Below are 16423 nucleotides of genomic sequence, written 5' to 3' on the forward strand. Positions count from 1 at the left end.
CGTGACCGATGGTGCCGACGTTGACGTGCGGCTTGGTGCGCTCGAACTTACCCTTTGCCATTGTTGTATACCTTGGATATCAGAAAAGAAGGAGGTGGAGCCCTGAGCTTACGCTCAGGACTTCTTGATCACGGATTCAGCGATGTTCGTCGGAGCCGGCTCGTAATGGTCGAACTCCATCGTGAAGGTGGCACGACCCTGGGTCTGCGAACGCAGCGAGGTGGCGTAGCCGAACATTTCACCCAGCGGGATCATCGCGTTGATGATCTCGGCCGAGCCATCACCGGTCACGCTCGAACCCTGCAGCATGCCGCGACGACGGCTCACGTCGCCCATCACGTCACCCTGATAGTCGCTCGGGGTCACGATCTCGACCTTCATGATCGGCTCCAGCAGGACCGGCTTGGCCTTGGAGAAGCCCTGCTTGAAGGCCATCGAGGACGCCAGCTTGAACGCCATTTCCGAGGAGTCGACGTCATGGTACGAGCCGAACACCAGCTTGACCTTCACGTCCACGACCGGGAAGCCAGCCAGCGGACCGCTGGTGATGGTTTCGCGCAGGCCCTTTTCGATCGACGGAATGAATTCCTTCGGAATCACGCCACCGGTGATGTCGTTGATGAACAGGAAATCATCCTTGATCAACGGCGCGATCTTCGGATCGGCACGGTCTTCAGCGGTGATCGGCGACAGCTCGATCACGACGTGACCGTACTGACCCTTACCACCGGACTGCTTGGCGTGCTTGTAATCCGACTTGACGTCGGCCATCTGGATGGTTTCGCGGTAGGCCACCTGCGGCTTGCCGACGTTGGCTTCCACGTTGAACTCGCGCTTCATGCGGTCAACGATGATGTCCAGGTGCAGCTCGCCCATGCCCGAGATGATGGTCTGGCCGGATTCTTCGTCGGTCTTGACGCGGAACGACGGATCTTCCTGGGCCAGACGACCGAGGGCCAGGCCCATCTTTTCCTGGTCGGACTTGGTCTTCGGTTCGACGGCCATCGAGATGACCGGCTCCGGGAACACCATGCGCTCCAGGATGATCGGGTGGTCCTGCGAGCACAGCGTGTCGCCGGTGGTGGTGTCCTTCAGACCCACCGCCGCGGCGATGTCGCCGGCCAGCACTTCCTTGATCTCTTCACGATCGTTGGAGTGCATCTGCAGGATGCGGCCGATGCGCTCCTTCTTGCCCTTCACCGAGTTCAGCAGCTGGTCGCCGGCGTTCAGCGTGCCCGAGTAGACACGGAAGAAGGTCAGCGCGCCCACGAACGGGTCGGTGATGATCTTGAAGGCCAGGGCCGAGAACGGCGCCTTGTCGTCGGACTTGCGGCTCAGGGCGATGGTTTCATCGTCCACGTCGGTACCGGTCACGTCCGGCACGTCGATCGGCGACGGCAGCAGCTGCACCACGCCGTCCAGCATGGCCTGCACGCCCTTGTTCTTGAACGCCGAGCCGCAGTACATCGGCACGATATCGGTGGCCAGGGTGCGCACGCGCAGGGCCTCCACGATCTCGGCCTCGGTCAGCTCTTCGCCGCCCAGGTACTTTTCCATCAGCTCTTCGCTGGCTTCGGCAGCCGCTTCGATCATGTAGGTGCGGGCTTCTTCAGCCTCGGCCTGCATGTCCGCCGGGATCTCGAGGTACTCGAACTTCATGCCCTGCGAGGCTTCATCCCAATGGATGGCCTTCATCTTGATGAGGTCGACCACGCCCTTGAAGTTTTCTTCGGCGCCGATCGGCAGCTGCATCGGCACGGCGACCGCGCCCAGCTTGGCCTTCAGCTGGCCCACGACCTTGGTGAAGTTGGCACCGGTGCGGTCCATCTTGTTGACGAACGCAATGCGCGGCACCTTGTACCGGTTGGCCTGGCGCCACACGGTTTCGGACTGCGGCTGCACGCCACCGACGGCGCACAGCACGAACACGGCACCGTCGAGCACGCGCAGCGAGCGCTCCACTTCGATGGTGAAGTCGACGTGCCCGGGGGTATCGATGATGTTGAAGCGGTGCTCCGGCAGGGACTTGTCCATGCCCTTCCAGAACGCGGTGGTCGCAGCGGACTGGATCGTGATGCCACGCTCCTGCTCCTGCTCCATCCAGTCCATGGTGGCAGCGCCGTCGTGCACTTCACCGATCTTGTGGCTCTTGCCGGTGTAGAACAGGATGCGCTCGGACGTGGTGGTCTTGCCGGCATCGATGTGAGCCATGATGCCGAAGTTGCGGTAACGCTCGATGGGAGTGTTGCGGGCCACGGGAGCCTCTCGATTTCTTGGAATTCGGATGGCCGAACGCCGCCTTTCGGCGGCCTTCGGATTGGCGCGGCACCCCAGGTGCCGCGAAGCGGCACTATGAAATAGTGCCGCCGTGCCTGTTTTGCAAGGCCGTCAAACTCACCAGCGGTAGTGGGCGAATGCCTTGTTGGCTTCGGCCATGCGGTGGGTTTCTTCGCGCTTCTTGATGGCGCCGCCACGGTTTTCCGAGGCGTCCAGCAGTTCGGCAGCCAGCTTCTTGGGCATGGTGTTCTCACCACGCTTGCGCGCCGAGTCGATCAGCCAACGCATGGCCAGGGCCATCTTGCGCGACGAACGCACTTCGACGGGCACCTGGTAGGTGGCACCACCGACGCGGCGGGACTTCACTTCGACCGACGGAGCCACGTTGTCCAGAGCCTTCTGCACCAGCTCGACGGAGTTCGGGTTCTTTTCGCCGATCACGTCCATGGCGCCATAGACGATCTTTTCAGCGACCGACTTCTTGCCGCTCAGCATCACCATGTTGATGAAACGAGCGATGGTTTCACTTCCGTGCTTCGGATCCGGCAGGACAGAGCGCTGCGGCGTATTACCTTTACGAGACATGTGTACTTTCCCTTAGCTCTTCGGACGCTTGGCGCCGTACTTGGAACGGCCCTGGCGACGCTTGGCAACGCCGGAGGCGTCCAGCGAGCCACGCACGGTGTGGTAACGCACACCCGGCAGATCCTTGACGCGACCGCCACGGATCAGGACCACGGAGTGTTCCTGCAGGTTGTGGCCTTCGCCGCCGATGTAGCTAATCACTTCTTCCTGGTTGGTCAGGCGAACCTTGGCAACCTTGCGAAGCGCCGAGTTCGGCTTCTTCGGAGTGGTGGTGTACACGCGCGTGCAGACGCCACGGCGCTGGGGGCACTTATCGAGGGCCGGGGAGGCACTCTTATAAGTGGTTGCCTGCCGCGGCTTGCGGACAAGCTGATTGATCGTCGCCATCAGTATGTTCTTCTGAGAGAGGCCAATGAAAAAACTGGCCATTGAATGCGGAAATGTGCGAGCAGGCGAAAAACCGGCCTGCTGAGACAGACGATTGTAGCAACCTGGCGAAAACGCAGTCAAATGCGCACGCGCCAAGCCAGCCCTGATCCGGGGCCGTTACAGGGGAGCCTTCTCCATGCCCCCCGTTCAGGTTGTCAAGCCAGTCCTTTTCAAGACCGGCGGGCATCCTACCTCATCGGCGGCGATCCGGCCAGTGGCCAGCGCCGCCGATCCGGTCCGACCCAGGGCCGGACCATTTCAGGGGAGGGACCGACCTGGGGTCGGCGCCCTGCCCTGCCGCAGGCCCGGTCGAGACCGGGCCCACGTCTTACTCGTCGCTGCCCGATGCCTGTTCAGCATCGGACGATTCGGCCACCACGGCCGCCGGCGCTTCGACCGCGACCGGCGCGCTGCCGGACAGGGTCTGCATTTCCGAATCGGTCAGGCCCGAGGCGTTGCGGCGACGGTTGGCGTGGTACGCCAGACCGGTACCGGCCGGGATCAGGCGACCGACGATGACGTTTTCCTTCAGGCCGCGCAGGTTGTCCGAGGTGCCGCGAACGGCCGCTTCGGTCAGCACGCGGGTGGTTTCCTGGAACGAGGCCGCCGAGATGAACGACTCGGTGGCCAGCGAGGCCTTGGTGATGCCCAGCAGGACCGGGTCGAAACGGGCAATCAGCTCGTTGCGGGTGGTCAGGCGTGCATTTTCCTCGATGACGCGCTGGCGCTCGGCCTGCTCACCATTGAGGAACTTGCTGCTGCCCTGGTCGGTGATCTCGACCTTGCGCAGCATCTGGCGGGTGATCACTTCAATGTGCTTGTCGTTGATCTTCACGCCCTGCAGGCGGTACACGTCCTGGATTTCCTTGACCAGGTAGGCCGCCAGCGGCTCGACACCCAGCAGGCGCAGGATGTCCTGCGGGCTCGGCTCGCCGTCCACGATGGTTTCGCCCTTGGTCACGTGCTCGCCTTCGAACACGATCACCTGACGGTACTTCGGGATCAGCTCTTCGTGCTCGGAACCATCGGTGTCCTTGATGATCAGGCGCTGCTTGCCCTTGGTGTCCTTGCCGAAGCTGATGATGCCCGAACGCTCGGCCAGGATCGCCGGATCCTTCGGCTTGCGCGCTTCGAACAAGTCGGCCACGCGCGGCAGACCACCGGTGATGTCGCGGGTCTTGGACGCTTCCTGCGGGATCTTGGCGACCACGTCGCCCACGCCGACGGCGGCGCCGTCCTGCAGGTTGACGATGGAACGCGGCGGCAGCAGGTACTGGGCCGGCAGATCGGTGTTCGGGATGGTCAGGTCATTGCCCTTGGCATCCACGATGCGCACGATCGGACGCAGGTCCTTGGCCTGGGAACCACGACGCTTCGGGTCGGTGATTTCACGCGACGCCAGGCCGGTCAGTTCGTCGGTCTTCTCGATGACGGTGACGCCGTCGATGAAGTCGATGAAGCGGATGAAACCGGCCACTTCGGACACGATCGGGTGGTTATGCGGATCCCAGTTGGCCACGGTCTGGCCAGCCTTGACCGCATCGCCGTCCTTGGACGTGATGGTCGCGCCGTACGGCAGCTTGTAACGCTCACGCTCACGGCCGTGGGCATCGAGCACCGACATTTCGCCCGAACGCGAGACCGCCACCAGCGAACCGCTGGCGTGCTCGACCGACTTCAGGTTGTTGAACTTCACCGAACCGGTGGTCTTGACGGTGATGTTGTCCACCGCCGCCGCACGCGATGCCGCACCACCGATGTGGAACGTACGCATGGTCAGCTGGGTACCCGGCTCACCGATCGACTGGGCGGCGATGACGCCGACCGCTTCGCCGATGTTGACGATGTGGCCACGGGCCAGATCGCGGCCGTAGCAGTGGGCGCAGACGCCGAAGGCCGAGGCGCAGGAGATGGTCGAACGGACCTTCACCGACTGCACGCTGGCGTCTTCCAGCTTGGCCACCCACGCTTCGTCCAGCAGCGTGTTGCGGGTCACGATCGGATCTTCGTCATTGCCCGGCAGGAACACGTCCTCGGCAACCACGCGACCCAGCACGCGCTCCTTCAACGGCTCCACGACGTCGCCGCCTTCCACGATCGGGGTCATGGTCAGGCCTTCGGTGGTACCGCAATCCACCTCGGTGATCACCACGTCCTGCGCCACGTCCACCAGACGACGGGTCAGGTAACCCGAGTTGGCGGTCTTCAGCGCCGTATCGGCCAGACCCTTACGGGCACCGTGGGTGGAGTTGAAGTACTCCTGCACGTTCAGGCCTTCGCGGAAGTTCGCCTTGATGGGCGTCTCGATGATCGAGCCATCGGGACGGGCCATCAGGCCACGCATGCCGGCCAGCTGGCGGATCTGGGCCTGCGAACCACGGGCACCGGAGTCGGCCATGATGTACAGCGAGTTCATCGACTTCTGGTCGATGGTCTCGCCCTTGGCATTGACCACCTTCTCGGTGCCGATGGTGTCCATCATCGCCTTGGCGATGCGCTCATTGGTGCGCGACCAGATGTCCACCACCTTGTTGTAGCGCTCGCCGGCGGTGACCAGACCGGACTGGTACTGCTCCTGGATTTCCAGCACTTCGGCTTCGGCCTCGGTGAGGATGCCCTTCTTCTCGTCCGGGATCAGCATGTCGTCGATGCCGATCGACACGCCGGCGCGGGTGGCGTAGGCGAAGCCGGTGTACATCAGCTTGTCGGCGAACACGACCGTGTCCTTCAAGCCCAGCTGGCGGTAGCTGGAGTTGATCAGGCGGCTGATGTTCTTCTTGGTCAGCTCGGTGTTGGCCAGCGCGAACGGCAGGCCTTCCGGCAGGATTTCAGCCAGCAGGGCGCGACCGATCGTGGTGTCCACGATCGAGGTCTTGTTCTGCTTGTTGCCGTCTTCGTCGGTCACCACCTCGGTGATGCGGACCTTGACGCGTGCGTGCAGTTCCACCACGCGGTTGTCGTAGGCGCGCTTGACTTCGGCGATGTTGGCGAAGGCCATGCCCTCGCCCTTCTTGTTTTCCAGCGAGCGGGTCATGTAGTACAGACCCAGCACCACGTCCTGCGACGGCACGATGATCGGCTCGCCGTTGGCCGGCGACAGGATGTTGTTGGTAGACATCATCAGCGCACGCGCTTCCAGCTGGGCTTCCAGCGAGAGCGGCACGTGGACGGCCATCTGGTCACCGTCGAAGTCGGCGTTGAACGCGGTGCAGACCAGCGGATGCAGCTGGATGGCCTTGCCTTCGATCAGCACCGGCTCGAACGCCTGGATGCCCAGGCGGTGCAGGGTCGGCGCACGGTTCAGCATCACCGGATGTTCGCGGATGACCTCTTCCAGGATGTCCCAGACTTCGGCTTCTTCGCGCTCGACCAGCTTCTTGGCGGCCTTGATGGTGGTGGCCAGGCCACGACGCTGCAGCTTGGCGAACACGAACGGCTTGAACAGCTCCAGCGCCATCTTCTTCGGCAGGCCGCACTGGTGCAGGCGCAGGTACGGACCGACCACGATGACCGAACGGCCCGAGTAGTCCACGCGCTTGCCCAGCAGGTTCTGACGGAAGCGACCCTGCTTGCCCTTGATCATGTCGGCCAGCGACTTCAGCGGGCGCTTGTTGGTGCCGGTGATGGCACGGCCGCGACGGCCGTTGTCCAGCAGCGCATCGACCGATTCCTGCAGCATGCGCTTTTCATTGCGCACGATGATGTCCGGCGCGTTCAGCTCGAGCAGGCGGCGCAGGCGGTTGTTGCGGTTGATGACGCGGCGGTACAGGTCGTTCAGGTCGGAGGTGGCGAAGCGGCCACCGTCCAGCGGCACCAGTGGACGCAGGTCCGGCGGCAGCACCGGCAGCACGGTCATGACCATCCACTCCGGGCGGTTGCCCGACTCGAGGAAGGCTTCGACCAGCTTGATGCGCTTGGTGAGGCGCTTGAGCTTGGTTTCCGAACCGGTGCTGGCGATTTCCTCGCGCAGGCGGGTCATCTCCGACTGCAGGTCGATGGTGCGCAGCAGCTCGTACACGGCCTCGGCGCCCATGGCGGCGTCGAAGTCGTCGCCGTGCTCCTGGCGGGCCTGCAGGTACTGTTCTTCGGTCAGCAGCTGGCGGCGCTCCAGGGCGGTCAGGCCCGGCTCGGTCACCACGTAGGCTTCGAAGTACAGCACGCGCTCGATGTCACGCAGGGTCATGTCCAGCATCAGGCCGATGCGCGAGGGCAGCGACTTGAGGAACCAGATGTGCGCGACCGGCGAGGCCAGGTCGATGTGGCCCATGCGCTCGCGGCGCACCTTGGCCAGGGTGACTTCGGTGCCGCACTTTTCGCAGACCACGCCGCGGTGCTTCATGCGCTTGTACTTGCCGCACAGGCACTCGTAGTCCTTGACCGGCCCGAAGATGGCGGCGCAGAACAGGCCGTCACGCTCCGGCTTGAAGGTACGGTAGTTGATGGTTTCCGGCTTCTTCACTTCGCCGAAGGACCACGAACGGATCAGGTCCGGCGAGGCCAGCGCGATCTTGATCGCGTCGAAATCCAGCGTCTGGCGCTGCTGGTTGAAGAGGTTCAGCAAGTCTTTCATGGTGTTTCTCCGAAAGGAGGAAATCTTGTCGATGGGGCTGTCGAGTCACTTCCGGCGGCGCGGCTGCCGGGGCAGCCGCGCCTGCGCGATCAGTTGTCTTCCAGTTCCATGTTGATGGCCAGCGAGCGGATTTCCTTCACGAGCACGTTGAAGGATTCCGGCATGCCCGCGACCATCTCGTGCTCACCGTCGACGATGTTCTTGTACATCTGGTTGCGGCCCTGCACGTCATCGGACTTCACCGTCAGCATTTCCTGCAGGGTGTAGGCCGCGCCGTAGGCTTCCAGCGCCCAGACTTCCATTTCACCGAAGCGCTGGCCACCGAACTGCGCCTTGCCGCCCAGCGGCTGCTGGGTAACGAGCGAGTACGGGCCGGTCGAACGGGCGTGCATCTTGTCGTCGACCAGGTGGTTCAGCTTCAGGTAGTGCATGTAGCCGACGGTGGTGTGGCGATCGAATGCCTCGCCGGTGCGGCCGTCATACAGCTGGGTCTGGCCGCTCAGCGGCAGGTCGGCCAGGGCAAGCATGTGCTTGATCTCGGCTTCGGTGGCACCGTCGAACACCGGGGTGGCCATCGGCACGCCGTCGGTCAGGTTGCCGGCCAGGCGCAGCAGCTCCTCGTCGCTGAACTGGGTCAGGTCGACGTGGTTGGCGTGCTGGGTCTTGTCGTGGTTGTAGACATCGTCCAGGAAGGTGCGCAGGTCGTTGATCGCGGCCTGGGCTTCCAGCATGCCCTGGATCTTGCGACCCAGGCCCTTGGCGGCCCAGCCCAGGTGCACTTCCAGGATCTGGCCGATGTTCATACGCGACGGCACACCCAGCGGGTTCAGCACGATGTCCACGGTCTCGCCCGAGGCCATGTACGGCATGTCCTCGACCGGCACCACGTTGGAGACCACACCCTTGTTGCCGTGGCGGCCGGCCATCTTGTCGCCCGGCTGGATGCGGCGCTTCACGGCCAGGAACACCTTGACCATCTTCAGCACGCCCGGGGCGAGGTCGTCACCGGCGGTGATCTTGCCGCGCTTGTCGGCGAAGCGACGCTCGAATTCCTTCTCGTGCGCCTGGATCTGCTTCTGCGCGCGCTCGATGGCTTCGGAGGCGTCGTCGTCCTTCATGCGCAGCACGAACCAGTCGGCCTTCTTCAGGCCATCCAGGTAGGCGTCGGTGATGCTGTCGCCCTTCTTCAGGCCGGCACCGCCGTTGACCACCTTGCCCACGATCTGCGAGCGCAGACGGGCGTAGATGGCCGCTTCCAGGATGCGGAACTGGTCGTCGAAGTCCTTCTTGACGCGCTTGATCTCGTTCTCTTCGATCTGGCGCGCACGCTTGTCCTTCTCGATGCCGTCGCGGGTGAAGACCTGCACGTCGATGACGGTGCCGTCCATGCCCGGCGGCACGCGCAGCGAGCTGTCCTTCACGTCCGAGGCCTTCTCGCCGAAGATCGCGCGCAGCAGCTTCTCTTCCGGGGTCAGCTGGCTTTCGCCCTTCGGGGTGACCTTGCCGACCATGATGTCGCCGGCGCGGACTTCCGCACCGATGTACACCACGCCGCTCTCGTCCAGGCGGTTCAGGGCCTGCTCGGAAACGTTCGGGATGTCGGCGGAGATTTCCTCCGGCCCCAGCTTGGTGTCACGCGCCACGCAGGTCAGCTCTTCGATGTGGATCGTGGTGTAACGATCCTCTTCCACCACGCGCTCGGAGAGCAGGATGGAGTCTTCGAAGTTGTAGCCGTTCCACGGCATGAAGGCGATCAGCATGTTCTGGCCCAGGGCCAGTTCACCGATGTCGGTGGACGGACCATCGGCCAGCACGTCGCCACGCGCCACCACGTTGCCCACTTCCACCAGCGGACGCTGGTTGATGCAGGTGTTCTGGTTGGAGCGGGTGTACTTGATCAGGTTGTAGATGTCCACGCCGGCGTCGGTCGCGTCGGTGATCTCGGCCTCGTTGACCTTGACCACGATGCGGCCGGCGTCGATCTGCACGATCTCGCCGCCACGACGGGCATTCACGGTCACGCCCGAGTCACGCGCCACGGCGCGCTCGATGCCGGTACCCACCAGCGGCTTCTGCGCACGCAGGGTCGGCACGGCCTGGCGCTGCATGTTGGCGCCCATCAGTGCACGGTTGGCGTCATCGTGCTCCAGGAACGGGACGAGCGCGGCAGCGATCGACACGGTCTGCATCGGCGAGACGTCCATGAAGTGGACTTCCGCCGGCGGCTTGAGCAGCGACTCACCCTGGAAGCGGCACGGCACGAACTGCTCGGTGAGCATGCTCTTGGCATCGGTCAGGGCGTTGGCCTGGGCGATGACGTACTCGTTTTCCTCGATGGCCGACAGGAATTCGATCTCGTCGGAGACCTTGCCATCGCTCACCTTGCGGTACGGGGTTTCCAGGAAACCGTACTGGTTGGTGCGGGCGTACACGGCCAGCGAGTTGATCAGGCCGATGTTCGGGCCTTCCGGGGTTTCGATGGTGCAGACGCGGCCGTAATGGGTCGGGTGCACGTCGCGCACTTCGAAGCCGGCGCGCTCGCGGGTCAGGCCGCCCGGGCCCAGGGCCGAGACGCGACGCTTGTGCGTCACTTCCGACAGCGGGTTGTTCTGATCCATGAACTGGGACAGCTGCGAGGAGCCGAAGAACTCCTTGATGGCAGCGGCGACCGGCTTGGCGTTGATCAGCTCCTGCGGGGTCAGGCCTTCGGATTCGGCCATCGACAGGCGCTCCTTGACCGCGCGCTCGACGCGGACCAGGCCCACGCGGAACACGTTCTCGGCCATTTCGCCGACCGAACGCACGCGACGGTTGCCCAGGTGATCGATGTCATCGACCACGCCGCGACCGTTGCGGATCTCGGTCAGGACCTTGATCACTTCCAGGATGTCCGAGGTTTCGCCCAGCTCGTTGACCAGGCGCTTGGACTCTTCGTCGTTGCGCTCGCCGAAGTACTTGCGGTCGTACAGCACGGCTTCGCCGGTGACGGCCTTGCGACCGACACGACGGTTGAACTTCATGCGGCCGACCGTGGACAGGTCGTAGCGCTCGAAGGTGAAGAACAGGTTGTGGAACAGGTTCTGCGCGGCATCCTTGGTCGGCGGCTCGCCCGGACGCATCATGCGGTAGATCTCGACCAGGGCTTCCAGCTGGGTCTTGGTCGGATCGATGCGCAGGGTGTTGGACAGGTACGGGCCACGATCCAGGTCGTTCACCCACAGGGTGCCCACTGCATCGACGCCGGCCTTGCGGAAGTCCTGCAGCTGCTCGTCGCTGATTTCGTCGTTGGCCTGGGCCAGCAGTTCGCCGGTCGTGGCATCGACCACGTCGTGCGACAGGATGCGGCCGACGATGTAATCGTCCGGCACGGCCAGGGCGGCAATGCCCGAGGCTTCCAGCTGCTTGACGTGGCGCGCGGTGATGCGCTTGCCGGCTTCGACGATGACCTTGTCGCCGTCGGCCAGGTCGAAGTTCAGGGTCTCGCCGCGCAGGCGCTCGGAGACCAGTTCGAGCTGCACACCTTCATCGGGGTTGATGTGGAAGGTGTTGATCTCGAAGAACTCGGCCAGCATTTCTTCGTTGCTGTAACCCAGCGCACGCAGCAGGATCGACACCGGCAGCTTGCGGCGACGGTCGATACGGGTGAACAGGGCATCCTTCGGGTCGAACTCGAAGTCCAGCCAGGAACCGCGGTAGGGGATGATGCGGGCGCTGTACAGCAGCTTGCCCGAGCTGTGCGTCTTGCCACGGTCGTGGTCGAAGAACACGCCCGGCGAACGGTGCAGCTGCGACACGATGACGCGCTCGGTACCGTTGACGATGAAGGTGCCGTTGTCGGTCATCAGCGGGATTTCGCCGAGGTAGACCTCCTGCTCCTTCACGTACTTGATGGCCTTGGTGGACGACTCGCGGTCGTAGATCACCAGGCGCACGGTCACGCGCAGCGGCGCGCCGTAGCTCATGCCACGCTGGCGGCACTCGCGCTCGTCGAAGACCGGATCGCCCAGCTTGTAACCCACGTATTCCAGCGCGGCATTGCCGCTGTAGCTGGCGATCGGGAAGACCGACTTCAGCGCGGCGTGCAGGCCCAGATCGCGGCGCTTGGCCGGATCGATGTTTTCCTGCAGGAATTCACGGTAGGAATCCACCTGGATGGCGAGCAGGAAAGGCACTTCGAGGATCGAGCGCTGCTTGCCGAAATCCTTGCGGATACGCTTCTTTTCGGTGAACGAATATGACGTCATGGGGTCTCACCTTGGCTGTGCGGGCCGCCGTGAACAGGCGCGACCCGAAGGGAACATGAAAATTGTCAGTTGGAAGTCGCTGGTATTGCCGGCACCAGCACGCCTTCTCCCGCTACTTCCAACTGCCAACTCGCCGGCCTGGGCCGGAAAAGTCAGAAAAAACCAGCCGACCAACCGTCGGCTCCATCGGCCGGCATCACGCGTCGGACCGACCGCGCAACAACGACCAAAGGCCGGGGGCTTACGCCCCCAGCCTTGGCTGCATCGCCGTGATTCGATGGCGAGGCAAGGAACTGCTTACTTGACTTCGACAGTCGCGCCAGCAGCTTCCAGGTCCTTCTTGAACTTGGCAGCGTCGTCCTTCGAAGCGGCTTCCTTGATCATGCCGCCGGCTTCTGCCAGATCCTTCGCTTCCTTCAGGCCCAGGCCGGTGATGGCGCGGACGGCCTTGATCACTTCGACCTTCTTTTCGCCAGCCGACTTCAGGATGACGTCGAATTCGGTCTGCTCTTCAACAGCAGCGGCCGGGCCGGCAGCAGCAGCTGCGGCAACCGGAGCAGCGGCGGAAACGCCGAACTTCTCTTCGATGGCCTTGACCAGCTCCATCACTTCCATCAGGGACTTTTCGGCGATTGCGTCGACGATCTGTTCGTTGGTAAGGGACATTTTGATTACCTTTGGATAATTTTCTGGGTTGAGGTTCCGTCAGGAACCACGGAAACGTCGACTCAGGCGGTCTCGGCGACCGGCTCGGCAGCGTCGGCGGGGGCTTCGTCGCCACCACCCTGCTTGTCGGCCACGGCCTTGACGGCGCGGGCAAACATCGAGGCCGGCTCGGCCAGGACGCGGGCCAGCATGGCCAGGGCCTGATCACGGGTCGGCAGCGAGGCGAGGACGTCGACATGGCCAGCCGGGAACAGTTCCCCGCCGATGGCCACGACTTTCGCCTGCAGCTTGTCGTTGGTCTTGGCAAAATCCTTGATCAGGCGACCGGCTGCGCCGGGCTCCTCAAGCGAGAACGCGTACAGCAGCGGACCGACGAGGGCGTCTTTGGCGCATTCGTATTCGGTGCCTTCCACTGCACGGGCCGCCAGCGTGTTCTTGACAACTTTCAAGAAAACGCCGGTTTCGCGTGCCTGCTTGCGCATCGCGGTCATCTGGGAGACCGAGGTGCCAGCGTATTCGGCTGCGATCAAGGAGTGTGCCTTACCGGCGATTTCTGCCAGCTCCGCGACTACTTCTTGCTTCTGGGACAGATTGAGAGCCATTGCACTCCTCCAATTGAACTCCGCTTACGGCTCCTGCCGTGTGCGGTCCTGGGCGGTGTCCGTCCTGGACGCCGGGAACATCAGGTGATGTTCCAAGGGTGGGCCGTTCTAGACCTGGATGGCCAACCTGGGTGAACCCAGACGTGCGTAAACCAGAAAAACTCCAGAAGGGCACCATCTACGCAGGGTGGTTCCCGGGGGAACCGATTAAGCGGCGGTACTGCGCCGGCGGCGACTCCTTGCCAATGCGAGCATCCCTGCCCGTCGCCGGTATGTACCCACCGCGCCTGCGGTCTTTGACGGCTATCTCCGCGGGGCGGACCCCACTCGGATTGCCTTCAAAATTCACGGGTGCCAGGCCTGGGCCCGGCACCCGCGTCAAACAATTACTTCAGGGTCAGCGACGACTGGTCGACGGTGACGCCCGGGCCCATCGTCGAGCTGACCGAAACCTTCTGCAGGTAGGTGCCCTTCGAGGTGGCCGGCTTGGCCTTGATCAGGTCCAGCAGCAGCGCCTGCAGGTTCGACTTCAGCGCGTCTTCGGCGAAGTCGGCCTTGCCGATGGTGCAGTGGATGATGCCGGCCTTGTCGGTGCGGTAACGCACCTGGCCCGACTTGGCGTTCTTGACCGCTTCGCCCGGGTTGGCCGACACGGTGCCGACCTTCGGGTTCGGCATCAGGCCGCGCGGGCCCAGCACGGTGCCCAGCTTACCCACGACGCGCATGGCGTCCGGGGTGGCGATGACGACGTCGTAGTTCAGATCGCCGGCCTGCATCTTCTCGGCCAGGTCGTCCATGCCGACGGCTTCGGCGCCAGCGGCCAGGGCTTCGTCAGCCTTGGCACCGGCCGGGGCGAACACCGCCACGCGGACCGACTTGCCGGTACCGGCGGGCAGCACGGTGGAACCGCGCACCTGCTGGTCGGACTTCTTGGCGTCCACGCCCAGGCGCACGGCGACGTCGAAGGACTCGACGAACTTGGCCTTGGTAGCGGTCTTCAGGATCTTGATTGCGTCTTCGAAGGCGTATGCCTTGCCCGGGACGACGGCGGCCTTGATGGCCTTCTCACGCTTGGTCTGTGCCATCTTCTTAACCCTCCACCACGAGGCCCATGGAACGGGCAGAACCGGCAATCGTGCGCACCGCGGCGTCCAGGTCGGCGGCCGTCAGGTCGGCTTCCTTGGTCTTGGCGATCTCTTCCAGCTGCTTGCGGGTCACCTTGCCGACCTTGTCGGTATTCGGGCGCTTGGAGCCCGAGGAGATGCCAGCGGCCTTCTTGAGCAGCACGGCAGCCGGGGTGCTCTTGGTGATGAAGGTGAACGTACGGTCCGAATAGGCCGTGATGATCACCGGCACCGGCAGACCCGGTTCCTGCTTCTGCGTGGCGGCATTGAAGGCCTTGCAGAATTCCATGATGTTCAGGCCGCGCTGACCCAGCGCAGGACCGACCGGCGGCGAGGGGTTGGCCTGACCGGCCTTGACCTGCAGCTTGATGTAACCGACAACTTTCTTTGCCATGAGTATGCTCTCCGGGTGCTAGCGCCTTGCGACAACAGGCTCCCCATCGGACCGGGAATCACGCGTCCCGGCATCGCGTTTTGAATTCATGCAGAAGGCCACCTCGCGGTGGCCGTTCTTTTTGCCAGCTTCCTGGCAGGAAGCCGCGCACTATATCAGGTTTTTTCTTCACATGCCTGTACAGGCAGATGGCAGGACCGCGGAGGATTCCCCCGCTGGCCCGGCAGGCCGATCAGGCCTGCTTTTCGACCTGGCCGAACTCGAGTTCGACCGGGGTGGCACGACCGAAGATCAGCACCGAGACGCGCAGACGGCTCTTCTCGTAGTTGACTTCCTCGACCACGCCGTTGAAGTCGTTGAACGGGCCTTCGGTGACGCGGACCATCTGGCCCGGCTCGAACAGCACCTTCGGACGCGGCTTCTCGACACCTTCCTGAACACGGTCCAGGATGGCAGCGGCCTCTTCATCACGGATCGGCAACGGACGGTCGGCGGTGCCGCCGATGAAGCCCATCACCTTGGACGTATCCTTGACCAGGTGCCAGCTTTCGTTGTCGATGCGCGGGATGCCGTTTTCTTCGTGGGTCTCGATCTGGACCAGCACGTAACCCGGGAAGAACTTGCGCTCGGAACGGCGCTTCTGGCCGGAACGCATTTCGACCACTTCCTCGGTCGGGACCAGGACATCACCGAAGCGCTCCTGCATCTCGTCACGCACGATGCGATCGCGCAGAGCCTGCGCCACCGACTTTTCGAAGCCCGAATAGGCGTGAACGACGTACCAACGCTTCACTGGTTTCTCCTTATCGACCCAGGAACCACTGGGTCGCTTTCTGAATCAGGAAATCAAATCCGCCCAGCAGGAGGCTGAGGATGATCACGACCACGATCACCACCCAGGTCATGCGGATGGCTTCCTGGCGGGTCGGCCAGACCACCTTGCGCAGTTCGAAACGCGATTCGGAAAGGAACTCACGCGTGTCGCGACCCTTGCCGGTCATCAGGAACACGCCAACGCCGGCCACCAGGCCAACGACAACGGCCAGACCGCGAAGCGGACCGGCCCATGCACTCTGGGACGCATGCTCAGGGGTGCCGAACCAGTACCAAGCAAAAAGACCCGCCAGCACCAGGATGGTTGCGGCGGCGTACTTGACGATATCACCTCCAGAAGAGGCGTTGTCCTTGGAATGCTCGATCTTGCTGTTCATCCGGCTCTGGCTGCTGAGGCGGCATGGCCGCTGGAAGGGAGAAGTGGCACGCCAGGAGGGACTCGAACCCCCAACCTGCGGTTTTGGAGACCGCTGCTCTGCCAATTGAGCTACTGGCGTACTGAAAAACTGCCTTCCCTTAGACGGCGAAGGCGGACCGAGGTTCCCGGCCCGCCATTCGCGAGACCGGCAGCGCTAAGCAACCGCCGGTATTACGAAATTACGCGATGATCTTGGAGACCACGCCGGCGCCGACGGTACGGCCACCTTCACGAATCGCGAAGCGCAGGCCTTCGTCCATGGCGACCGGGTTGATCAGCG

The 16423-nt window shown here is 63.4% G+C and carries 11 protein-coding genes, 1 tRNA gene and 1 pseudogene; all 13 read right to left on the bottom strand.

Translation table 11 applies throughout. The annotated features are described in order from the left end of the window. Positions 1-114: 114 nt before the first annotated feature. Positions 115-2256, bottom strand: a complete 2142-nt coding sequence (fusA, locus tag RSA25_RS15090) for an elongation factor G (RefSeq protein WP_332809673.1) — start codon at positions 2254-2256, stop codon at positions 115-117. 138 nt (positions 2257-2394) lie between these two features. Beyond that, positions 2395-2862 (bottom strand): 30S ribosomal protein S7, encoded by a 468-nt coding sequence (rpsG, locus tag RSA25_RS15095; RefSeq protein ID WP_017356009.1) that lies wholly within the window; start codon positions 2860-2862, stop codon positions 2395-2397. Between the two features lie 12 nt (positions 2863-2874). Beyond that, entirely contained in the window at positions 2875-3249 is a 375-nt protein-coding gene (rpsL, locus tag RSA25_RS15100) for a 30S ribosomal protein S12 (RefSeq protein ID WP_017356008.1), read from the bottom strand. A 370-nt stretch (positions 3250-3619) separates the two neighbouring features. Next, positions 3620-7861 carry a DNA-directed RNA polymerase subunit beta' gene (rpoC, locus tag RSA25_RS15105; protein ID WP_332809674.1) on the bottom strand — a complete coding sequence of 1414 codons (4242 nt, stop codon included), beginning with the start codon at positions 7859-7861 and terminating at the stop codon, positions 3620-3622. Between the two features lie 89 nt (positions 7862-7950). Continuing rightward, on the bottom strand, positions 7951-12105 hold the full coding sequence (gene rpoB / locus RSA25_RS15110; RefSeq protein ID WP_332809675.1) for a DNA-directed RNA polymerase subunit beta: 4155 nt from the start codon (positions 12103-12105) through the stop codon (positions 7951-7953). A gap of 297 nt (positions 12106-12402) precedes the next feature. Continuing rightward, positions 12403-12771 carry a 50S ribosomal protein L7/L12 gene (gene rplL / locus RSA25_RS15115; RefSeq protein ID WP_068849444.1) on the bottom strand — a complete coding sequence of 123 codons (369 nt, stop codon included), beginning with the start codon at positions 12769-12771 and terminating at the stop codon, positions 12403-12405. 62 nt (positions 12772-12833) lie between these two features. Beyond that, positions 12834-13373, bottom strand: a complete 540-nt coding sequence (rplJ, locus tag RSA25_RS15120; RefSeq protein WP_332809676.1) for a 50S ribosomal protein L10 — start codon at positions 13371-13373, stop codon at positions 12834-12836. 386 nt (positions 13374-13759) lie between these two features. Then, positions 13760-14458: a 50S ribosomal protein L1 gene (gene rplA, locus RSA25_RS15125; RefSeq protein ID WP_332809677.1), complete on the bottom strand. Its 699-nt coding sequence runs from the start codon at positions 14456-14458 to the stop codon at positions 13760-13762. 4 nt (positions 14459-14462) lie between these two features. Then, complete coding sequence (gene rplK, locus RSA25_RS15130; RefSeq protein ID WP_332809678.1) at positions 14463-14891, bottom strand: 50S ribosomal protein L11; 429 nt, start codon at positions 14889-14891, stop codon at positions 14463-14465. A gap of 232 nt (positions 14892-15123) precedes the next feature. After that, positions 15124-15684, bottom strand: coding sequence for a transcription termination/antitermination protein NusG (nusG, locus tag RSA25_RS15135; protein ID WP_259210314.1), 561 nt, complete (start codon positions 15682-15684; stop codon positions 15124-15126). A gap of 10 nt (positions 15685-15694) precedes the next feature. Further along, positions 15695-16102 (bottom strand): preprotein translocase subunit SecE, encoded by a 408-nt coding sequence (secE, locus tag RSA25_RS15140; RefSeq protein ID WP_332809679.1) that lies wholly within the window; start codon positions 16100-16102, stop codon positions 15695-15697. A gap of 44 nt (positions 16103-16146) precedes the next feature. Beyond that, positions 16147-16222: transfer RNA gene (locus tag RSA25_RS15145), tRNA-Trp, on the bottom strand. A gap of 100 nt (positions 16223-16322) precedes the next feature. After that, a pseudogene (locus RSA25_RS15150) lies at positions 16323-16423 on the bottom strand (elongation factor Tu); the annotation flags it as partial.

The sequence above is a fragment of the Stenotrophomonas sp. genome, from assembly GCF_036662295.1.
Lineage (GTDB): Bacteria > Pseudomonadota > Gammaproteobacteria > Xanthomonadales > Xanthomonadaceae > Stenotrophomonas.

What these genes read in the sequence shown, in the direction of transcription:
- rpsG (WP_017356009.1), bottom strand. Translation starts at nt 2,862, where the DNA reads ATGTCTCGTAAAGGTAATACGCCGCAGCGCTCTGTCCTGCCGGATCCG.
- rpsL (WP_017356008.1), bottom strand. Translation starts at nt 3,249, where the DNA reads ATGGCGACGATCAATCAGCTTGTCCGCAAGCCGCGGCAGGCAACCACT.
- rpoC (WP_332809674.1), bottom strand. Translation starts at nt 7,861, where the DNA reads ATGAAAGACTTGCTGAACCTCTTCAACCAGCAGCGCCAGACGCTGGAT.
- rpoB (WP_332809675.1), bottom strand. Translation starts at nt 12,105, where the DNA reads ATGACGTCATATTCGTTCACCGAAAAGAAGCGTATCCGCAAGGATTTC.
- rplL (WP_068849444.1), bottom strand. Translation starts at nt 12,771, where the DNA reads ATGTCCCTTACCAACGAACAGATCGTCGACGCAATCGCCGAAAAGTCC.
- rplJ (WP_332809676.1), bottom strand. Translation starts at nt 13,373, where the DNA reads ATGGCTCTCAATCTGTCCCAGAAGCAAGAAGTAGTCGCGGAGCTGGCA.
- rplA (WP_332809677.1), bottom strand. Translation starts at nt 14,458, where the DNA reads ATGGCACAGACCAAGCGTGAGAAGGCCATCAAGGCCGCCGTCGTCCCG.
- rplK (WP_332809678.1), bottom strand. Translation starts at nt 14,891, where the DNA reads ATGGCAAAGAAAGTTGTCGGTTACATCAAGCTGCAGGTCAAGGCCGGT.
- secE (WP_332809679.1), bottom strand. Translation starts at nt 16,102, where the DNA reads ATGAACAGCAAGATCGAGCATTCCAAGGACAACGCCTCTTCTGGAGGT.